Genomic DNA, 17207 nt, shown 5'->3' on the forward strand with positions numbered 1-17207 from the left:
AGCTGGTCCGGTATTTGAGGCTGGCCGCTGGTTTTGCTGGCTTTTTGCCACAGATGGACGCCGATGGACACAGGTGATAGGGTCCACCGCATCTTTTGAGCGGTTAAGACTGGCCATGACGAACGCTGAAACACCTAACTCCACCGCCACCGATATCGCGGCCAACCTTGCGGAAGTCCGCAAGGCCATCGCGGATGCCGCCAGGGCGGCTGGCCGCGATCCTTCCGGCGTCACGCTGGTCGCGGTCGGCAAGGTCCAGCCGGTCGAGAAGCTGGATGCCGCCCTGGAGGCGGGCCAGCGGGTGTTCGGCGAGAACCGGGTCCAGGAGGCCAAGGCCAAGTTCCCGGAGCGGCGGGAGCGCTGGCCCGATATCGAGCTTCATCTGATCGGGCCGCTTCAGACCAACAAGGTCAAGGAAGCGGTAGCATTGTTCGACGTGATCCAGACCGTGGACCGGCCGAAGCTGGCGGTGGCGCTGGCCGAGGAAATGGCGAAGCAGGGAAAGCACCCGCGCTGCTATGTCGAGGTCAACACCGGCGCCGAACCGCAGAAGGCCGGCATCCTGCCGCAGGAGGTCGGGGATTTCCTGGAAAAATGCCGGACGGAGTACGGGTTACCGATCGAGGGCCTGATGTGCATCCCGCCGGCGGACGAGGAGCCGGCGCTGCATTTCGCCCTGCTGGCCGATCTGGCCAAGCGGCACGGGCTTGCCGGCATCAGCATGGGCATGAGCGGTGATTACGAGACGGCGGTGCGGTTCGGCGCCACCCATGTCCGCGTCGGCACCGCCATCTTCGGCGAGCGCAAGCCCAAGGAATAGCGGGACGGGAATAGCAGGTTGGCGCGTCAGCCCGCGACGCACAGCCGGTCGCCCGGCGAACAGTGCTTGAGCAGGGCCAGCAGGTCCGGCAGGGCCAGCGCCACGCAGCCGGCGGTCGGCTCGTAATCGGGCTTCGCCACATGCATGAAGACGGCGCTGCCGAAACCGGGAACGACGGGATCGTCGTTGTGCCCGATCACCACGACGACGTCGTACAGTCCGTCGGCCCGCCACATCTCCTCGTGGCTGGCTGCATGGGGCAGGCTTACCGGCTGGTTATAGGCAGGGTCGGCGGGATCGTCGCACCAGCCGTCGGCAGGGTGGATCGCGGTAACAGGAAGGCCGGTTTCCGGTGGAGCCAGACGGTCGGGACGGTACAGCACGCGGCGCAGGACGAAAGCGCCGACCGGCGTCGCGCCGTCCCCTTCCCGCTTGTCCGCCCTGATGCCGCCGCGTCCGATCGCGCAACGGAAACCGCCACCGGGATATGTCAGCGTTCCGTCGCCGGTAAGCTGCCCGGAAACTTGCCCGGTAACCTGGATGTCCATGCCGTTTTCCTGAAGTCTCACCCGAGACCGCGATCATAGCCCCGATCAGAAGGCGCCGCGAGCGGCAGCGGCGCCAGCGCCGTTCGACAGGGAGGCGGTGCCGGTACGGGCGCCCTGCTTATACTTGTCAAGCGCGTTCATCATCATGTCGGCCACCAGTTCCGGCGGCACCGGTGCCGGGCCGCTCGGCGGCCACGCCGCCGTCTGCGTCTGGTTCGCCGGCAGGATACGCGCCTCCGTCTGCGGCTGGGCCTGCGAAGCCGTCGGCTTGGCGCTCGCCCGTTCCGACGCCAGATGGGCGGCGGCGCGCTGGACCGGCGTCTTGTCGATATTGGCCGCCGGTCCGGTCGCGACCGGCACCGGCCTGGGGAGAAGGCCGGCGGTGCGCTTGGGCACCGGGAAGCTCCGCGCCGGTTCCGGGTCGCCGAGACGGCGCTGGACGGGAGCGGCGGTTCGGGCGGCGGGCATCAGCACGTCGCCGGCGGCGGCAGGTTCGGCCATGGCGACGGTGGTGGGCGCAGGAGCGGAGGCTGGGACCGTCTGGGCCGCCGCGGCAGGGGAGGCCGGAGTTGCAGGGACGGCCGCAGCGGCCGATCCCGCCGGTCCTGCGGACGAAGGCATGGCGTCCGCAACGGCGGTATCGCCGGTCGTCTGCGGCACGGCGCCATCGGAGTCCTTGAACATCGCGAGAACGTGCTCGCCGGGGTCCTTGCCGGTGGTTTCCGCGACGATGGCGCTGCCGATACCGGCGACCAGCCCGATGACCCCGCCGTAGATACCGCCGCCGATAATCCGCGACACTCCCTTGATCGAGTCGCCGGTCAGCTCGCGGTAGATCGTATTGACCACGGGGATATGCTGGAGCGGGTTGACGATGTCCACGAAGTCCCAGAAGTCCATATCGACCGTGCCGGTATCCGGCACTTCGTTCTCCTGGATTCCGTTCGGAATCGGAGTCTCCCAGTTCTTTTTGGCGATCTGGGGAGATGCGCGGCTGATGCTGGTATCGGCTGTCAGGGTATCGATGGACATGGCATGGCCTCCTAGGTGACATTCATCAGCAAGGGCCGTGCCAATCGGGGGTACCACCGGTTACAGGGGTTTGCGCGGCGGTTGCGGGACATGCCCGGCAAATCCTGCCGCAGGGCCTGGGGAATTCCTGCCGGGCGGAACGATACGCCGCTTCAGCCGGCGGGAACCGGAACCGGCGGATCTTCCAGCATGTCGCGCTCGCTGGTCTTGTCGGGATAAGCGCAGAGGTCACGGACGGCGCAGGCAGGGCAGTCGGGCTTGCGCGCCTTGCAGATATAGCGGCCGTGCAGGATCAGCCAGTGATGCGCATGGGGCTTCCAGCGCGCCGGGACGTAGCGCACCAGCTTGCGCTCGACCTCCTCCGGCGTCTTGCCCCGGGCAAGGCCGGTGCGGTTGGAGACGCGGAAGATGTGGGTATCGACCGCTATCGTGATCTGGCCGAACGCCACGTTGAGGACGACGTTGGCCGTCTTGCGGCCGACGCCGGGCAGGGCCTCCAGTTCCTTCCGCTTTCGCGGGACCTCGCCGCCGTGCTCGGCGACCAGGATCTCCGACAGCCTGATGACGTTCTTCGCCTTGGTGTTGAACAGGCCGATCGTCCGGATGTACTGCCGAAGCTTTTCCTCCCCCAGTTCCACCATCTGACCGGGAGTCTGGACGATCTGGAACAGTGGACCGGTCGCCTTGTTGACCCCGATATCGGTCGCCTGGGCCGACAGCACGACCGCCACCAGCAGGGTATAGGGGTTGATGTATTCCAGCTCGGTCTTGGGAGCCGGATTGTCGGCGGCAAGACGGCGGAAGAATTCGTCGATGTCTGCGGGCTTCATGGTGGCAGCTTATCCCGGCCCAGCCCTTTGCGCAAAGGCGGCATCTTTACCTAAGCCCGCAAGCCATCATATCGTAGTGTCATGACCGCCATCCTGCCAGACGATACCGGCGGCGCCAGCGCCGGACAGAGGGTCTTCTTCGACGCGATCCTGCACCCGCACAGGAGCCTGTCGCCGAAGGGATTCGCGATCTTCATGGGCGTCTTCACGGCCATCAGCCTGACGGTCGGCGGTTTCTTCTGGCTTCACGGCGCGTGGCCGATCTTCGGCTTCTTCGGATTGGACATCCTGGCGGTCTGGTATGCCTTCCGGCTCAACTATCGCAGCGCCCGCATGTACGAGACGGTCCGGCTGACGGAGCGCGAACTCGTGGTCCACCGCGTCGGCGTCAAGGGCCGGGACGGCACCTGGACTTTCCAGCCGTACTGGCTGCGGGTGACCATGGACGACCCGCCCGAACACGAGAGCCAGGTGACGCTGAGCAGTCACGGGCAGACGCTGACCGTCGGCTCGTTCCTGTCGCCGGAAGAACGCCTGGACTTCGCCAAGGCGCTGCGGGAAGCCCTGGGAAAGGTCAACGCGGGCCATCCTGCATAGGCGGGCCCAATAGCAGGAACCGGGCAGCAGGAACAGGACAGCAAGAATCGGGTTGGCCCGGCTGTTTTTTCGGCGGCATATGACGATCCTCAGTTCGGGAGAGGATGACATGAGCGCCGCCTTCGACATGACCGGTCACGAATTGGACAACTCGACGGATCCAGGCAGCCACTACCGGGCGATCGCCTCGGCGATCGACCTGATCGTGGAGAGCTACCAGGACCAGCCTTCGCTGGACGAGATGGCCGCAGCCGCCGGGATGAGCCCGTTCCACTTCCAGCGCGTCTTCAAGCGCTGGGCCGGCATCAGCCCCAAGCGCTTCGCGCAGTTCGTCACTCTGGGACATGCCAAGCGGTTGCTCGACGACGACGAAAGCGTGCTGGGCACGGCATTGGAGGTCGGGCTGTCGGGACCGAGCCGGCTGCACGACCTGTTCGTCGCCTGCGAGGCCATGACTCCCGGAGACTACAAGGCCGGCGCCGGGACGCTGACCATCCGCTGGGGGCTCCATGACAGCCCCTTCGGGCGCGCCCTGCTGGCAGCCACCCCGCGCGGTTTGTGCTGGCTGAGCTTCGTGATCGATGGCGACGAGGACGCGGCGGTCCGTACCTTCGTGGAGGAATGGGGCGCCGCCGATCTGGTCCGGGACGAAAGCGCCACGGCTGGGATCGCCGCCCGCGTCTTCGCCTTCGGCCCAAACGCCGGTTCGGAAAAGGGAGATCCGATACCGCTGGTGCTCCGGGGCACCAACTTCCAGATCAAGGTCTGGGAAGCGCTGCTGCGCATCCCCACCGGCCGCTTCATCAGCTATCAGGACCTCGCCCGCGCGGTCGGCAGGCCGGAGGCTCCGCGCGCCGTGGGCGCCGCCGTGGGACGGAACCCGATCAGCCTGATCATCCCGTGTCACCGGGTCATCCTGAAGTCGGGCATCGTCCACAACTACCGCTGGGGCGTGCGGCGGAAGAAGGCGCTGCTGGCGTTTGAAGCGGCCCGGCTGGGGAAGCAGGCCTGAAGGTCCCGCCCCTTCGGTTCAGGCAGCCTCGAAGGTGATCTTCTGGGCGCCCTTCCACAGGGCCAGCTTGCCGATCTCCGGCAGCTTCTCAAGGCCGGAAGTCAGCGTGATGAAGTGGTTGCCGGCAAGCTGACCCATCTTGCAGGCGAAATGGACGCCGCCATAGGCCAGCAGGATCTCGGTCTCGCTGATGCCGCCGGGATACAGGATGATCTGTCCGGGAGCGGGGTAGCTGGTGTGGTTCTCATAGCCCACGCCGAAATCGAGGTCTCCCAGCGGGATCCAGACGCCCTCGCCGCTCCAGCGGACATGGACGATCTGGGACACGAAGGGCAGCCGCTCGATGAACGCGGCGCATGTCTTGGGCGCCGCTTCGGTTTCGAGGCGCGCATCGAAGACGTGCTCGTTGATCGTGACCTTCAGCTTTTCCATGTCTTTTCTTCAAACTCCTGGCTTTGAATCCGTACTACTTGCCGAGCGCCGAGGCCTTCGCTCCCGCCGGCCCGAGCGCCCAACGTCCCAGCATGGCATGGATGCCCTTGTGCCGGTTGACCAATTGGGTAACACGCAGGTCGGCGGCGAGGCTGCACAGCCGATAGGCCTCGTCCGCCGAAAGGCTGGTGCAGCGTGTGATCAAGGCGATCATGTCACGGAGTGCTGTCCGCGCCGCCTCCTCCAGGTCCTCGTCGAAGCCCATCGTGATCAGATGCGTCGGCGTCTCGGCCCGAGGAGCTTTCAGGCTCGTTCCCTTAACCAGGGTGAGGCGGAAGGTTCCGGTCAACCCCGTTTCGACGGCGGTCAGGCAGACCTCGCCGTCGCCTTGCGCCGCGTGCCCGTCGCCGGCGGAGAACAGGGCACCCTTGGTCCAGACCGGCAGGTAGAGCGTGGCGCCGGCCACCAGTTCCTTGTTGTCGATATTGCCGCCGAACGAGCGCGGCACGACGGAGGTCAGCCGACCGAGTTCGGCGGCGGGCGCCGTGCCCATCACGCCGAAGAAAGGCTTGGCCGGGATCTCCAGCCCCCAGGGCGTGCGGACCAGACGCTTTTCCCGGTCGATGGCGAGATGGATGCGGCGGTGGTAGGGGAAATCGTCCGGCAGGGTGCCGGCACCGGGCCGGATCAGGTTGAAGCCCCAGTTGTCGCGCAGCGCCACGTCGAGGATATCGACGCGCAGGACATCGCCCGGTTCCGCTCCCCGCACCGCGACCGGGCCGGTCATGATGTGCGGCCCAAGCTCGGATGTCACGGCGGCATGAACGCGGGCATGTTCCGGGCGGATCGTCATGCCACCGGGCGGCAGGTCGTCCCGGCTTCCGCTCAGCGTGTGGAGGACGACGGTATCGCCGCTCTCGACCTCGGCCACGGGCGGGAGGGCCGCGTCGAAATAACCCCAGTGGACGGTGCCCGGTTCGGGATGGATTTGAACTGGTGAGGCCATCGGTTCACCCCCGCTCCGCGATGATCGCGACCGGACCGCCGCCGTCCGGCCCCTGGTGCTCCGCCCCGCCCGAGACGAACAGGTCGGTCAGGCCGACCGTCCCGGCAAGGACGCCGGCGACGAAGGCGCGGGCGTGCCGGGTCGCGGATATGTCGCTGTCGTCGAGCATCGTATGGCGCATCCCCCGGACCGTGCCGGTGCGCGACGCCTCCGCCTTGGCGAGCACTGCCCTGACGCGGGCGCGCTCTTCGGCACCGAGCTGTCCTGGGCCGTCGAAACCCAGCCGGCCCAATGCCGCGCGCACTGGTTCGATATCGGCGGCGTCGGTCATGACGGCGTGGTCGATGCGGAGCGGTCCCGACCATTCCCCGCTCATCCCAAGCACCAGGATTTCGTGCCCCATGATCTCGATACCGGCCGAGGTGCTGGCCCGTCCGGACCACAGCCCCATGTCGGCGCCGATGGCAACCTCCGCGATGGCATCCATCTGCAACTCGCCCAAGGCGACGGCAACGCCGAGCGCGCTGGCGCCGCGCGACAGCCCCATCGACTTGAGCGTGTCGCGGGTCGCCGTGGCGAAGCCGCGCCCGTCCGCCTCGGTCACGCGGGCCGCCGTCAGCAGGGGGCACTTGATCTGGACGAAATGCACTTCGGCGGGGTCGGCGATGCGCGCCCGATCCATCGCCAGACGCACCCCCTCGGCCACCATCTCTACCTGCGCCCTGCGGCCGAGATGCTCGGCGGCAAGCGGCGGAGTGATGGCGCTTCCCATGGCCAGGGCGGGGCCTTGGCCGAACTCCTTGACGTGCTTTCGCTCGAACACGATCCAGTGAGGCGACAGCGCCCCTTCCGTGCCGCCCGACATGACGAGGCAGACGGAAGCGGCGGCATCCGGTCCGATATGCCGATGCAGAAACAGCTTGAGGCTCTGGGTCGCGAAGCCCCGACTGAAGTCGTTGACGCAGCCGTTGCCTTCCGTCTTGCCGAGGATGGCGACGATGCCCGACGGGTCGAGCGTCCCGGTTTCGACTAGCCGTTCCAGTCCTGCGACGTCGTCCGGACCGGAGGCGGCGACGCGGTGGACCGCGACCATCGGATTGAGCAGTGAGGATGTCATGATCGGTCTCGATAGGTCAGCAGCAGGGCGCCGCCGAGAAATGACGTTCCATGGCCCGGGCCAGTTCCGGCAGAGCCGCCCGAAGAGATGCGTTTTCCGCGATGCCATGGCGAAACCGCGCCAGAAGCTCCGCCTGGACGGCGTCGTGGTCGATGCCCGTCACGCGGCCGCGCCGCACGACGGTCCGCCCGGCCACGATCAGTTCGGCGATGTGGCCGGCGCCGGCGCGGGCGAACAGCAGGTCCGCCGGTGACAGGTCCGGCACCAGGCGGTCGCCGTCGAGCGCATCGGCGTCCAGCAGCAGCAGGTCCGCCGGTTCGCCCTGCCGGATGACGCCGCCGTCGGCGCTGCCGGTCACGGCAGCGCGGCCTTCGGCCAGCGCGATGCGGAGCATCCGCTTCTCGTCGATGGCGGAGTCGAAGCCCCAGCCGCGGTGAAGCGCATTGGTCAGGCGCATCTCGCACAGCGCGTCGTCATCCTCGTTGAGCGTCAGCCCGTCCAGGCCGAGGGCGACCTTGCAGCCGCGCGCCACCATCTCGGCCACCGGGGCGATGCCGGACCGGATGCCGAGATTGGAACCCGAGTTCACGGCGATGGTCGTTCCCGCTTCCGCGATCAGGTCCAGTTCGTCGGGCCGCGCCCAGGTGCAGTGCGCCAGCGTCAGGCGCGGCGACAGCAGGCCGATCTCCTTCAGGAACCGGATCATGCCGTTGGGGAAGTGCCGGTCGGCCCAGTCGCGCTGATAGCGCGTTTCCAGGCAGTGCATATGGACGCGCCGCCCGGAGAGCGCCGACGCTTCGGCTATGGCCTGGAGCAACTCCGGAGAGCACCACTGGACGCCGGTCGGGCCGAACTGGACATCGACGAGGTCGCCCGCCGCCGCATCGGCCGCTTCCTCGACCAGCCGGAGCTGGTCGGCCACGGGCAGCGGCGGCTTGGCCGTGCGCCGCGCGATCTCGCTCCGGGCCGGTTCCGGCATCAGCGCCAGCAGATCGTCAGTCGGGCCGTAGACCAGGGGGTTCCTGTCCTTCAGCGCCACCGCGAAGCCGATGCGGACGCCGATGTCGCGGGCCGCGCGTGCGACCTCGGCCGCTTCTTCCGGAAACGACGTCAGGCCCTGGACCCGCGTATGGTGGACCATGACGGCGCCGGCCCCGCCCAGCGCGCCGCGGCCGAGCGAGGACGCGGCGGCCAGATACGGATCGACGGCGGGCAGCAGGGCGAGATACTGAAGCCAAAGCTCCAGCGGCTTGCCGCCGGCCCCGAACGAACTCGACCGCACCGGACGGCCATGGTCATGGGCGTTGACGAGGGCCGGAAGGGCGAACAGCGCGTCGCCTTCCACAGTCTCGCCACCCATCTCTTCGATGGCTCCGATCCGCCCGCCGTCCAGCCTGATCCTGCGCGGCCCGCGAACGTCGTAGCCGGCACCTTCGAGCAGGCTTGCGCAGGCGATGGAGCGGCTTGTCATCATGGACCTCAATTCGTTGCGGGACCGATGCTCCGCTCGCCGGGAGGCGGCAGGAAGGAGCGGTCGAAGACCTGGGAGACCTTGGGCTTGTCCTGCAACGTGTACGCTTCGGCCATGACGTCAATGGAGCGGCCGAGCCGGGCGTCGTCCACGTCTCCCAACCCGATCTTCCGCGTCTCCGGCGTGATCATCAAGGTATCGAAAGCGAAGGCGACGCGGCGCTGCTCGCTTTTAGCGTCGACCAGCGGCTCGATCGCCGTCAGCGCCTTCACGCCCGAGGCCGGATCGGCGATCACGTCCTTTACAGCGCGGTTGATGGCGCGCACCAGCCCCTTGACCGCTTCCGGCTTGTCGCGCGCCAGCGATTGGGAAACCATCACGCCGTTGGAATAGAGGTCCAGTCCGTAGTCGGCGTAGTCGAGCCAGCGGAAGCCGGTATCGGGGTCCTGCCCCTGCTGGATCAGGTTGACGTAGCTGGTCACGTTGAAGACGAGGGAAGCCGCGACCTCGCCCCGGATCAGCATCTGCTCCTGGAGGTTCGGCTGCATGTTGAGAACTTCGACCGAGGTTTCCGCGACGCCGTTCCGCGCCAGCAGCGCCGGGAGCAGGCGGGTCGCGGCGCTGCCGGCCGGTCCGCCGACCTTCTGGCCCGCCAGTTCCTTGATGCTGTCGATGCCGCTGTCCGCCTTGGTCAGCACCGAGAAGGGCGGCCTGTTGTAAACCTGATAGACCATGACCGGCGCGTCGGCGGGCTTCTGCGACGCCTGCTGGATCACGGCGTTGATGTCGCCGAACCCGGCATCGTAGGCGCCGGACATGATGCGGGTGACGGTCGCCGCAGACCCTTCGCCCTGGTCGATCGTGACCTCGAGGCCTTCGTCGCGGAAATAACCCTTCTCCTGGGCGACGAAGTACCAGGAATGGATGCCCTGGTACTTCCAGTCCAGCGTGAAGCGGATCGGCGTGGGGGTCTGGGCGGCGGCGGAAGATATGGCGGAAGACATGGCGAGTGCCAGGCCGAAGCCGGCGAGCAGCGCCGCCCGGCGTGTCAGGGTGAGCATGGCGTTCTCCAGTGAAGAAGGTATGCGAGGGCCTCAGCCCATCGCGAATTCGGTCTTGCGGTTGGCCCAGCCAGTGACGCGACGCTCGATTGCGGAGAAGATCACGTAGAGCGCGATGCCCAATCCGGCGAGGATGAACAGCCCGGCGAAGACCAACGGAACGTTGAAGTTGGATGACGCGATCAGCATCATGTTGCCGATGCCCCGGTTGGACGCGACCGTCTCGGAGATCACGGTGCCGACGAAGGACAGCGTCACCGCCACCTTGAGGGAGGCGAACAGGTAAGGCATCGCGCGCGGCAGGCCGACGTTCAGCAGGATGTCGCGCTTGGTCGCCTTCAGCGTCCGCAGGACGTCCTCCAGCTCCGGCTCCGTCGTGGCGAGGCCGGTCGCCATGTTCACGACCACCGGAAAGACCGAGATGATCATGGAGGTCAGGATCGCGGGCACCGTGCCGGCGCCGAACCACAGCACGAAGATCGGCACCACGGCCACCTTGGGGATCGACGAGAAACCGACCAGCAGTGGGAACGCCACGTTATAGGCCAGCCGCGAGGAGCCGATCAGCATCCCGATCAGGATGCCGGCGGAAACGCCGAGCGCGAATCCGACCAGCGTGGTGTAGAGCGTCTGGACGGCATGGGGCATCAAGGCCGGCCAGCGGTCGATCAGCACCATGACGATCTGGCTCGGCCGGGGCAGGACGAACTCGCTGATGCCGAAGACGAGGCAGGCGAGTTCCCAGACCACGAAGACGCCGACGATCAGGGCAGCGGACGCCAGCTTTTCCCGGTTCAGTCTGGTCATGGGGCGGCTCCCACAGCGCTCCGCGCCTCGACGATAAGGGTGCGGAGCTTGTGCGTCAGGGTGGTGAAACCCGGTTCGAAGGTGGTGTCGATCGACCGGGGCCGGGCGAAGCCGACCGGCTCGTCCACCAGGATGCGGCCCGGCCGGGCGCTCATCACGACGATCCGGTTGGCGAGATAGGCGCTTTCCCGCAGGTCATGGGTCACCAGCAGCACCGTCGGCTTGGTGTCGATCCAGAGCGTCTGGAGGATGCCCCACAGCTCTTCCCGCGTGAACTGGTCGAGCGCGCCGAACGGCTCGTCGAGCAGAAGCAGGTTGGGGTCGTGGATCAGCGCCCGGCACAGCGACGCCCGCTGCTGCATGCCGCCGGACAACTGCCACGGATACTTGCTCCCGAAGTCCTTCAGCCCGACCTTGGCGAGCAGGGCCTCGGCGCGGTCGCGATACTCGCCCTTGCGCTTGGCGGCCCAGTGGGCACGGAACGGCTGGACGATCTTGAGCGGCAGCATGACGTTGTCGCGGATGCTGAGCCAGGGCAGCAGGGTCGGGTTCTGGAAGGCCATGCCGATCCGAACGTCCTGCGCGCCGACCTCCCGTCCCGCCACGAAGACGTGGCCGCTGGACGCCTTCAGCAGATCGCCGACCAGCTTGAGGATGGTGGACTTGCCGCAGCCCGACGGACCGACCAAGGCGATGAAATCGCCCTCGCCGATCTGGAGCGAGATGTCTTCCAACGCCTTGGTGGCGTTGGGACCCTTGCCGTAGGAGACGGTGACGTTCTCGAGTTCGATGAACAGATTCGTACGCGTGTCCTGCACCGGGATATGTTCAGGCATCGGGACAGGTTCGGGCACCGGAACGATGCGGGCGACGGGTCTCGGGTTGGTCGTCATGCGGCCTCCTGGGTGGACCGGCCCGCTCCCTTCCCGGCAGCGCCGGTAACGGCGGCGGTCGTCTCGTCGACATGGCGCGGTTCCGGCGCCGGCATGTTCTGGATGCGCGTCACCGACAGCCCCCAGCCGCTTGCGTCCTCGACCAGCTTGCGGTCCTTCATGACGAAGCGGCCGCGCACCAGCGTATGGACGGGGGCGCCGACAGTCTCGAAACCCTCGAACGGCGTTATCTTGCCCCGGGAATGGAGATCCTTGGCCCGGATGGTTTCCCGCCGGTTCAGATCAACCAGCGCGATATCCGCATCGGCGCCGGGAACGATGGCGCCCTTGGCGGGGTACAGGCCGAACGCCTTGGCGGGCGCCGTGGACGACATGCGGACATAGTCGGTCAGCGACAGCAGCCCGGCATGGACCTGTGTCAGCATCAGCGGCATCTGGGTCTCGACGCCGGGAAAACCGCAGTCGGCGCGCCAGATGTCGTCGCGCAGCTTTTCTTCCGGATCATGAGGGGCATGGTCGGTCGCGATCATGTCGATCGTGCCGTCCTTCACCCCTTCCCACAGCGCGTCCTGATGATGCTTTTCCCGGACGGGCGGGTTGACCCGGATGATCGAGCCGAGATCGGTATAGGCATGCTCGTCGAACAGCAGGTAGTGCGGGCAGGTCTCGCCGGTGATGTCGACGCCACGCGCCTTGGCTTCACGCAAGGGGCGCAACTCGTCACCCGACGAGATGTGCAGGATGTGGATGCGGGCTCCCGTCCATTCCGCCAGGATCGCGGCGCGGGCAACCGCTTCGGTCGCGACCACGGCGGGACGGGAGGCCAGATGGGCCAGCGGGTCGCGCCGACCCGCCGCCATCAGCTTCTTCTGCCGCAGCGCCATGATCGACGCGGTTTCAGCGTGGAGCGAGATCCGCAATCCATGCTGGGCGATGATCTCGAACCCTTCGAGCATGGCGCCGGTCGAGGGCGACGGCAGGTTCCCGAAAGTGTTTCCCATGAAACATTTGAAGGCGGCCACGCCTCCTTTGATCAGGCCTTCGAGCTGGTCCAGGTTGTCTTCCGCCAGCAGGCCGTAGAGACCATAATCGACATAGGCCTTCTCCGCCGCCTTCTGCTTCAGCTTCAGCGCCTCGACCGTGCCGGTCGGCGGGTTGGTGTTGGGCATCTCGAAGACGGTGGTCACTCCCCCCATCGCGGCTGCCGCCGTGCCGGTCCGCCAGTCTTCCTTGTGGGTATAGCCAGGTTCGCGGAAATGGACATGCGCGTCGATCGCGCCGGGCAGCAGGTGAAGCCCGGTGGCGTCGAAGGTCTCGCGTGCCGGCGGCATCGCCTCGTCCGAGCCGACGGCGACGATCCGGCCGTCGCGGATGGCGACCGCTCCCTTGAAGCTGGCCTGATCGGTGACGATGACGCCGCCCGTGATGACGAGGTCGGCCGTGGCGTGGTTCGGTTCCATGATCTTATCCATGCTTTAAAGGGAGGCCCAGCCGCCATCGACCGGGAGATCGACGCCGGTGATCTGCCGGGCGGCGTCGCTCGCCAGGAAAAGGCAGGCCTGCGCTACGTCTTCTCCGGTGGACACGCGCCGCAGCGCGTAGTCGGCGGCGTGCTTCTCTGCCGCTTCCTCTTCCGTGATGCCGAGCCGTTTCGCCATTTCCGGCACGACCTTGCCCCGGAAGCGCGGTCCCTCGACCATGCCGGGCGCCACGCAATTGACGTTGACGTTGTGGGGACCGGCTTCGAGCGCGAAGGACTTGGTGATGCCGCGCAGACCCCATTTGGACGCCGAATAGGCCATCCGCCCGGCCCGTCCGCGCATGCCGAAGGTGCCGCCGACATTGACGATCTTGCCGTAGCGCTGCTCGATCAGCACCGGCATGACGGCGCTCATCGTGTTGAAGCATCCGGTCATGTTCAGCTCGACGATCTCGTCGAACTCTTCGCGCGTGGTCTCCCAGCCCGTCTTGCCGACCGGACCGGAGCCGCCCGCGACGTTGACCAGCACGTCGATCCGGCCGAAGGCGGCGACCGTGCGCTCGGCGGCGCCGTGGCACTGCATCTCGTCGGTAATGTCGCAAGGAATGACGATGGCTTGCACTCCCATTGCCCTCGCCCGCTCCGCGACCGGCTCGATCGCGGCGACGTCGCGCCCGATCAGCGCCAGGCGGCACCCTTCGGATGCGAAGGCCAGGGTCACGGCCTCTCCCATCCCCTTGGCGGGGCCGGTGATGATCACGACCCGCTCTTTCAGTCCCAGTTCCATGTCTCAGCTTCTGGTTTTCAATTGATGACGGTGGTCGGACGCTCGGACAGTGGCGGCAAATAGGCGTCCGTGAAGATCGCCGATGCCTCCGGAGTACGCTCCAGGCCGTTGGCCTTGACGACCATGTCGATGGCCCGCTTCAGCCGCTCGCCGTCGACGTCGCCAAGGCCGATCTTCGCGATCTCCGGATGGTTCATTTCCATCTTGAGGGTGGCGACGGTGCGCTCGATCTCGACCTGCTTGTTCAGCAGCGGCTCGCGCTTCATCACGGTTTCGACCGAACCGGCGGGATCGGCGATCATGTCCTTGGTCGCCCGGTTGATGGCGCGGACGAAGCCCTTCACCGCATCGCCGTGCTGCTTGGCGAAGGCCTGGGAGACGACGATGGCGTTGGAATAGAGGTCCATCCCATAGTCGCCGTAGTTGATGAAGCGGAAGTCCTTGTCCGGGTTCATGCCGGCGCTCTTGGCGCTGAAGGCGATCGTGTTGACGTAGCCGAAGACGCCATCGACCTGGCCCCGCTGAAGCATCTGCTCGCGCAGGTTCGCCTGCATGTTGGTGACGGCGACCTTCGACGCGTCGATGCCCGCCACCTGGGTGAAGGCCGGGAAGAGCCTCAGCGCGCCGTCGTTGGCGGGGCCGCCGATCGTCTTGCCTTCCAGGTCCTTGGCCGTCCTGATCGGGCTGTCCGCCTTGACCGCGATGGTGAAGGGCGGCGTGTTGTACATCATGAACACGGCCAGCGGCGCTTCGTCCGGCGATTTTGACGCCATCGTGATCAGGGCGTTCACGTCGCCGAAGCCGACATCGTAGGCTCCCGTCGCGACCTTGGTGATGGAAGCGGCCGACCCTTCGCCCTGATCGATGGTGACGTCCAGCCCCTCGGCCTTGAAGTAGCCCTTGTCCTCCGCGACGAAGAACAGCGCCTGCGGACCCTGGTATTTCCAGTTGAGGACCAGCTTGACCGGTGTCTGGGCCGAGGCGGTCGCGGCAAGGCCGGAAGCTCCGATCAGGACGCCGGCCATGACGGCGGCGCATGACAAGGACCGTTTGCTGAAGACGCTGTTCATGGGGCTTGTTGTCTCCGGTGACGATATGGTTGGCTGGGCGGGGTTGGCGAAGCGATCATGCGACCGGAAGCTAAGAGGGTTGAAAGCTCTCCTCAAACGCCGTTTTCTCGCTATGGTGATGCCGGAAAGTATACACACCGGGATATGCCGACATGAGACACATGCGCATCTGGCGCTATGTCGAGGAAGCCGCCCGCTTCGGCTCGCTCCGCAAGGCGGCGGAACACCTGAACGTCACGCCGTCGGCCCTTCAGCGCCGCATCCAGGACGTGGAGGAGGATCTGGGCGCCGCGATCTTCGAGCGCTCGGCCCAGGGCATTCGATTGACCGCCGCCGGCGAGAGCTTCATCCGCTGGGTCCGCACCCAGGCCGCCGACCTCGACCGCGTCCGTTCCCATATCGAGGATCTGTCGGGCCTGCGGCGCGGGCATGTCCGGATCGCCTGTAGCCAGGCGCTGGTGAACTACTTCCTACCGACCGAGATTTCGGCGTTCCGGGCACGCTTTCCGCTGGTCAGCTTTCAGATCACCGTCGTCGATCAGGGATCGGCGCTGCGGATGCTGCGGGAGTTCGAAACCGACCTCGCGATCATCTTCAGCCCGCGCAAGACGGCGGAGTTCCAGCCGCTGATGACGCTGGGGCAGCGGATCGTCGCCATCGTCGCCGCCGGGCATCCGCTGGCCGACAAGAAGGTCGTGCGGCTGCGCGACTGCGCGCAGTACCCGATAGCGCTGCCGGACGGCAGCTTCGGCACCCGCGCCATCCTGGACGATCTGCTTGCCGTCAGCTCGACCAAGCTGTCGGTGGAACTCGAGGCGAACTCGTTCGAGATGCTGCGCAACCTCGCGCGCTCCGGCAATGTGGTGACCTTCCAGATCGAGATTGGGGCACCGGTCGTCGAGACGGACCCCGGCCTCGTCGTGCTGCCGTTAAGCGACATCGATCTGGCGCATGGTCCGCTGGTCCTGGGCCAGCAGAGGGGCCGCACCCTGCCTGTCGCCACCGCGAAGTTCGCCGAACAACTGGCCCGCCGCCTGGACGAGACAAGACGGACGCCGCAAGTCTCGGAGCCCGGGTAATACCAGCAGTGTTTGTTGGGCCACGGCCCAACCTACTGGCTCCTGCTTCGTAGGTTGGGCCGTAGCCCAACACTGCCGGAGCGCCGGTCAGACTCTTCGGCTCCTGGTAAATACCCGTCGCCGCTTGCCCCCGCCCCGTTCTCAGCGGGCGCCCTGGTCCTTGTTCACGATCACGGCGTTGCGGAGCAAGGACATGGGCGGGGCGAGGCGAAGGCGTTTCGCCGTCTCGATGTTGATCAGGTAGGCGTAGTCCTTGAGGCCGGCGACCGGCAGGTCCTCCGGGCTGACGCCTTCGAACAGGATCTTCTCGGCCTGGCTGCCCGCCAGCAACCCGACGACGAAGTTCGGGCTGACCACGCCCAGCAGCCCCGTGCCCTGCCGGATCGGGACTTCGCCGGCGGCGGCAACCGGCAGCCCGGCCGCGACCGCCGCCTCGGTGAACGCCGTCACGTGGGACAGCAGGAACGAACTGGACCCGATATAGACGAAGTCCACCTTCGCTTCGGCCAAGCGGCCGATCACTTCGGGGATCGAGGCCGGATCAGGCCGGCCCGATGCATCGGCCGGGATCGGCACCTCCACCAGTTCGAAGTCCATCGGCCCGGCGAGCGCCCGCAGCCGCTTGACGTTGTCGATGGAATTGGGTTCGTCGGTGTTGAAAGCGACGCCGAGACGCCGCATCGGGCGGTAACGGCGGATCGCGTTGATCTGAACGTCGTCGGGGACCACGCTCATCGAGCCGGCGACCCCGGCGCGGCCCGATCCCTGGGGACCGGCGGCAAGGCCGGAGCCGATCGGATCGGTGACGTTGGCGAACACGGCGGGAGCGCCGAGCGGCTGTGCGGGCACCGACAAGGTGCCGAGCGCCGCCAGCGAAACCGTCGTCCCCCAGGTCAGCACGAGGTCCCATTCCCCGTCCCTCACCTCCTCCACCAGTTCCGCCAGCCGGCGGCGGTCCTGCTTCGCGTCGCGCATCTCGAACGCGACGGCCAGGTGGCGGCGCTCGAACCAGCTCTGGAAGCCTTGGCAAAGCTCCTCGCAGCCGCGCCATAGGAGCATCATGACACGCTTCGGTCCTTCGGAGGCAACGGCATCCGGAGACGCCGCCCGGCACGGACCGGCGAAAAACAAAAGAGCCAGGGCCACCAGCAAAGCCTTGGTCATC

Annotated in this window: 18 protein-coding genes; 4 read left to right on the top strand and 14 right to left on the bottom strand. The window is 66.9% G+C overall.

The window, feature by feature from the left end; translation table 11 throughout:
- The first annotated feature begins 115 nt into the window (after positions 1–115).
- Entirely contained in the window at positions 116–820 is a 705-nt protein-coding gene (locus N826_RS09825; protein ID WP_044428128.1) for a YggS family pyridoxal phosphate-dependent enzyme, read from the top strand.
- A gap of 26 nt (positions 821–846) precedes the next feature.
- Here N826_RS09825 and N826_RS09830 read toward each other — a convergent pair whose 3' ends face one another.
- The 3 genes from N826_RS09830 to nth form a co-directional block, all read right to left on the bottom strand.
- Positions 847–1368: a L,D-transpeptidase family protein gene (locus N826_RS09830; RefSeq protein ID WP_084720633.1), complete on the bottom strand. Its 522-nt coding sequence runs from the start codon at positions 1366–1368 to the stop codon at positions 847–849.
- A 45-nt stretch (positions 1369–1413) separates the two neighbouring features.
- Complete coding sequence (locus N826_RS39825) at positions 1414–2400, bottom strand: hypothetical protein (RefSeq protein ID WP_052830986.1); 987 nt, start codon at positions 2398–2400, stop codon at positions 1414–1416.
- A 152-nt stretch (positions 2401–2552) separates the two neighbouring features.
- Entirely contained in the window at positions 2553–3230 is a 678-nt protein-coding gene (nth, locus tag N826_RS09840) for an endonuclease III (protein WP_044428129.1), read from the bottom strand.
- An 81-nt stretch (positions 3231–3311) separates the two neighbouring features.
- On the opposite strand from nth, the gene N826_RS09845 reads away from it, so the two are divergent.
- Together N826_RS09845 and N826_RS09850 are read left to right on the top strand one after the other, a co-directional pair.
- Positions 3312–3827 carry a DUF2244 domain-containing protein gene (locus N826_RS09845; protein WP_044428130.1) on the top strand — a complete coding sequence of 172 codons (516 nt, stop codon included), beginning with the start codon at positions 3312–3314 and terminating at the stop codon, positions 3825–3827.
- Positions 3828–3936: 109 nt separating this feature from the next.
- A complete protein-coding gene (locus N826_RS09850) occupies positions 3937–4839 on the top strand; it encodes a bifunctional transcriptional activator/DNA repair enzyme AdaA (RefSeq protein WP_244619492.1) in 903 nt (300 codons plus the stop codon).
- An 18-nt stretch (positions 4840–4857) separates the two neighbouring features.
- Here N826_RS09850 and N826_RS09855 read toward each other — a convergent pair whose 3' ends face one another.
- Genes N826_RS09855 through N826_RS09900 form a run of 10 tightly spaced genes read right to left on the bottom strand, consistent with a single transcriptional unit; the run spans position 4858 to position 14963 of the window.
- Positions 4858–5271 (bottom strand): DUF3830 family protein, encoded by a 414-nt coding sequence (locus N826_RS09855; RefSeq protein WP_044428131.1) that lies wholly within the window; start codon positions 5269–5271, stop codon positions 4858–4860.
- A gap of 34 nt (positions 5272–5305) precedes the next feature.
- Entirely contained in the window at positions 5306–6277 is a 972-nt protein-coding gene (locus N826_RS09860; RefSeq protein ID WP_044428133.1) for an acetamidase/formamidase family protein, read from the bottom strand.
- Between the two features lie 4 nt (positions 6278–6281).
- Complete coding sequence (atzD, locus tag N826_RS09865; RefSeq protein WP_044428135.1) at positions 6282–7394, bottom strand: cyanuric acid amidohydrolase; 1113 nt, start codon at positions 7392–7394, stop codon at positions 6282–6284.
- A gap of 16 nt (positions 7395–7410) precedes the next feature.
- On the bottom strand, positions 7411–8868 hold the full coding sequence (locus N826_RS09870) for an amidohydrolase family protein (RefSeq protein WP_044428137.1): 1458 nt from the start codon (positions 8866–8868) through the stop codon (positions 7411–7413).
- Positions 8869–8873: 5 nt separating this feature from the next.
- Positions 8874–9926, bottom strand: coding sequence for an ABC transporter substrate-binding protein (locus N826_RS09875; RefSeq protein ID WP_044428139.1), 1053 nt, complete (start codon positions 9924–9926; stop codon positions 8874–8876).
- A 33-nt stretch (positions 9927–9959) separates the two neighbouring features.
- Positions 9960–10733, bottom strand: a complete 774-nt coding sequence (locus N826_RS09880; protein WP_044428140.1) for an ABC transporter permease — start codon at positions 10731–10733, stop codon at positions 9960–9962.
- Positions 10730–11626, bottom strand: a complete 897-nt coding sequence (locus tag N826_RS09885) for an ABC transporter ATP-binding protein (RefSeq protein ID WP_244619491.1) — start codon at positions 11624–11626, stop codon at positions 10730–10732. Before N826_RS09885 ends, N826_RS09880 begins: the two co-directional genes overlap by 4 nt.
- The gene (gene allB, locus N826_RS09890; protein ID WP_044428141.1) at positions 11623–13086 is read right to left on the bottom strand and encodes an allantoinase AllB; all 1464 of its coding nucleotides are present in this window, start codon (positions 13084–13086) and stop codon (positions 11623–11625) included. Before allB ends, N826_RS09885 begins: the two co-directional genes overlap by 4 nt.
- Positions 13087–13101: 15 nt before the next feature.
- Positions 13102–13893, bottom strand: a complete 792-nt coding sequence (locus N826_RS09895) for an SDR family NAD(P)-dependent oxidoreductase (protein ID WP_044428142.1) — start codon at positions 13891–13893, stop codon at positions 13102–13104.
- A 17-nt stretch (positions 13894–13910) separates the two neighbouring features.
- Positions 13911–14963, bottom strand: a complete 1053-nt coding sequence (locus tag N826_RS09900; RefSeq protein ID WP_044428143.1) for an ABC transporter substrate-binding protein — start codon at positions 14961–14963, stop codon at positions 13911–13913.
- Between the two features lie 152 nt (positions 14964–15115).
- Here N826_RS09900 and N826_RS09905 point away from each other — a divergent pair, with 152 nt between their 5' ends.
- A complete protein-coding gene (locus N826_RS09905; protein ID WP_044428144.1) occupies positions 15116–16042 on the top strand; it encodes a LysR family transcriptional regulator in 927 nt (308 codons plus the stop codon).
- Between the two features lie 141 nt (positions 16043–16183).
- Here the strand turns inward: N826_RS09905 and N826_RS09910 are convergent, their stop codons facing one another.
- Positions 16184–17206 carry an ABC transporter substrate binding protein gene (locus N826_RS09910; RefSeq protein WP_052830988.1) on the bottom strand — a complete coding sequence of 341 codons (1023 nt, stop codon included), beginning with the start codon at positions 17204–17206 and terminating at the stop codon, positions 16184–16186.
- Position 17207: the final 1 nt, after the last annotated feature.

The sequence above is a fragment of the Skermanella aerolata KACC 11604 genome (genome assembly GCF_000936425.1).
In the GTDB taxonomy this organism is placed as follows: domain Bacteria; phylum Pseudomonadota; class Alphaproteobacteria; order Azospirillales; family Azospirillaceae; genus Skermanella; species Skermanella aerolata.